Annotated in this window: 2 protein-coding genes; one reads left to right on the forward strand and one right to left on the reverse strand. The window is 71.5% G+C overall.

Annotated elements, in window-relative coordinates; all coding sequences use genetic code 11:
• The coding region (locus ABZ281_RS44225) for a S8 family serine peptidase (protein ID WP_356663906.1) at positions 1 to 1,695 on the reverse strand (1,695 nt) is incomplete at its 3' end.
• A gap of 362 nt (positions 1,696 to 2,057) precedes the next feature.
• On the opposite strand from ABZ281_RS44225, the gene ABZ281_RS44230 reads away from it, so the two are divergent.
• A partial coding sequence (locus tag ABZ281_RS44230) for a lytic polysaccharide monooxygenase (protein WP_356663908.1) occupies positions 2,058 to 3,024 on the forward strand: 967 nt, incomplete at its 3' end.

Below are 3,024 nucleotides of genomic sequence, written 5' to 3' on the forward strand. Positions count from 1 at the left end.
GTGTTCTCGCAGGTGCCCGACCGGCCGTAGTTGGTGTACCAGTTGGCGACCGCACGGTGGCCGTCCGCCAGGCGCGACCAGGTCGATGACGAGGTCGCCGCGGTAGGTGTGGGTGATGTCGACGCCGACTTGGAGGGCCGAGGGGGCGTTGCCGCTGCGACCGGTGACGCTGATCGGCGACTCGATCGCGGCGCCGTTGTCCGGGATGGCGACGGCGGTGGTGCTGGAGAAGGTCGTGCCGGTGGACGTGCCGCCCTTCACGGCCTGGACCGTCTTGGCGGCGTCCGCGAGGCCCGCGCCGCAGCCGCCGGAGCAGGTGCCGGGCAGGGAACGGGCGTTGGCCTTGATGGCCGACTCGATCTGCGCCGGGGTGAGGGCGGAGTTGGCCGACTTCATCAGCGCCGCGAGGCCCGCGACGTGCGGGGTGGCCATGCTGGTGCCCTGGTAGTAGGCGTAGTTCTCGCTCGACGGCGTCTTCGTGCCGGAGTTCAGCGTGGAGAGGATGCCGTTGGCGGTGGAGGTGCGGGTCTCACCGCCGGGGGCGGCGATGTCGACGAGCGAGCCGTAGTTGGAGTACGAGGCCCGGCTGCCGGCGCGGTTGGTCGCGGCGACCGCGATGACGTTGTTGCAGTTCGCCGGGGAGGCGCCCGAGACGTTCTGGTTCTCGTTGCCGGCCGCGACGACGACGGAGGTGCCCCGGTTCACGGCGCCGTTGATGGCGCTCTGGGTCGCACTGGAGCAGGCGCCGCCCCCGCCGAGGCTCATGTTGATGACCTTGGCGACGTTGGTGTTGGCGGGCACGCCGGAGACGGTGCCGCCGGACGCCCAGGTGATGGCGTCGATGATGTCGGAGTCGTAACCGCCGCACTTGCCGAGGACGCGGACCGGGGAGATCTTCGCGCCGTATGCGATACCGGCGACACCCTTGCCGTTGTTGGTGGCGGCGGCGATGGTGCCGGCCACGTGGGTGCCGTGCCAGGAGGAGCCGGAGGCGGCGATGCCCTGGCCGCACTCGTTGTCGTTGTACCAGTCGCCCGGGTCGGCCGGGTTGCTGTCGCGGCCGTTGCCGTCGACGGAGACGGCGGTGTCGGAGATGAAGTCGTAGCCGCCGACGATGTTCGCGGCCAGGTCGGAGTGGGTGACGTAGCCGGTGTCGATGACGGCGACGGTCACGCCGCTGCCGGTGGTGGTGTCCCAGGCGCCGGGGACGTTCATGCCCGCGGTCGACTCGAACAGGTCCCACTGCTTGCTGTACTCGGTGTCGTTCGGGGTGACGGCCGTCGGCTTGTTCAGGCGGTCCGGGACGACGTAGGCGACCTGCGGGTCGGCCTTGTACTGGGCGACGACGTCGGCGACGGAGGCACGGGTGGGGCGGGTGCCCAGCTCGACGAGTGTGGCGCCGGTGCCGAGGCGGCGCTGGAAGTCGATGTCCTCGCCGGTCTTCTCGGCCTTGGACTCGGCGTCGGCGGCCGCCGCCTTGTTGGACTTGGCCTCGGCGGCGCCGGACTTGTAGCCGACGATGAGGCGCTCGGCCTGGATGCCGGGGGCGGCTTCGGTCTGGGCGGCCGGCACGGCGGCCGGGCGGGGGGCGGCCTCCTGTGCGGCGGCGACCGAGGCGGGGGCTGCGATCAGCAGGGCGGCGGAGACTGCGGCGACGGATATCAGCTTCCGTCTGAGCTCTGGGGAGGTACGCACGGTCGTTGCCTTTCGTGGCCGGACTCCGGGCTGGACGGAGCGGCGGTGGACTCGCTTCGTCGTCGAAGCGCAGGGGGGTGGTTCGAAAAGCGAAGAGCGACGCGATGGCCGGCCAGGCGTGGGGTGGAAGCGAACCCGTTCGGGGTTACCTGTGGGTCAGCAGTGCTCGAACGATAGGCAAAGGGAAGGTCGGCGGGATACGGGGGAAACCCTCGATCCGGCTGGAACCCCACCCTCTATGGGGGCAGTTGGGCGCCCAATGGCCCCTTTTCGAGCAGGTCGTGGCGTGATGAACGCGTCGGGCCGATTTTCCGTACTGCACTACCGAACGCCGCCGCCCCGGGCCGAGGAGAAGCAGCCGCATGCCTCGTACGACCGCACATCGCGCCGCACTCGCGGCCGCCCTCGTGACCCCCTTGCTGCTGCCGCTGTGGACGGCGGGGCCGGCCCGGGCGCACGGGGCCCCGACGGACCCGGTGAGCCGGGTGGTGGCCTGTTCCCCGGAGGGTGGCGAGCGCGCGGGCACGGCGGCGTGCCGTGCGGCGGTCGCCGCGAACGGCGCGCCCTTCACGGCATGGGACAACCTGCGGGTGGCGAACGTCGACGGCCGGGACCGGGAGGTCGTCCCGGACGGGAAGCTGTGCAGCGGGGGTCTGCCCGCCTACCGGGGCCTCGATCTGGCCCGCGCCGACTGGCCGTCGACCCGGATGACGCCCGGCGCGACCCTGACGATGCGGTACGTCTCGACGATCCCGCACACGGGCACGTTCCGGATGTATCTGACGAAGCCCGGCTACGACCCCGCCGGCCCGTTGTCCTGGTCCGACCTGCCCGAGAAGCCGTTCGCCACGGTGACGGACCCGGCCCTGACGGACGGCGCGTACCGCATCGAGGCCACTCTGCCGTCCGACCGGACCGGGCGGCATGTGCTGTACACGGTCTGGCAGAACAGCAGCACGCCGGACACCTATTACTCGTGCTCGGACGTGGTGTTCCCGGAGGCGAAGAAAGAGCAGCCCGAGCAGAGGGAGACCGAACAGAAGACGGAGGAGGAGCCCGAGCAGAAGGAGCCCGAGCAGAAGAGGGAACCGGAGAAGAAGGAGCCGTCGGCGAGCACCGCCGGGCACGACTCCCCCGGTCCGCAGCCTCGGGGCGGCGACGAGACGCCACTGGCCAGTACGTCCGGTCCGGCCTCCGCCCCGTCCGCCCCCATGCTGGCGGGCGGCGCCGCGGCCTCCGCCCGCGGTGGGGTTGACGACGGCGGTGAACTGTCGCATCGATGTGCCTCCGGGCTGACGGGTGGTGCCGGGCTGTCGTCTGATGGGGTGG

This window comes from Streptomyces sp. NPDC006265, assembly GCF_040613555.1.
Classification (GTDB): domain Bacteria; phylum Actinomycetota; class Actinomycetes; order Streptomycetales; family Streptomycetaceae; genus Streptomyces.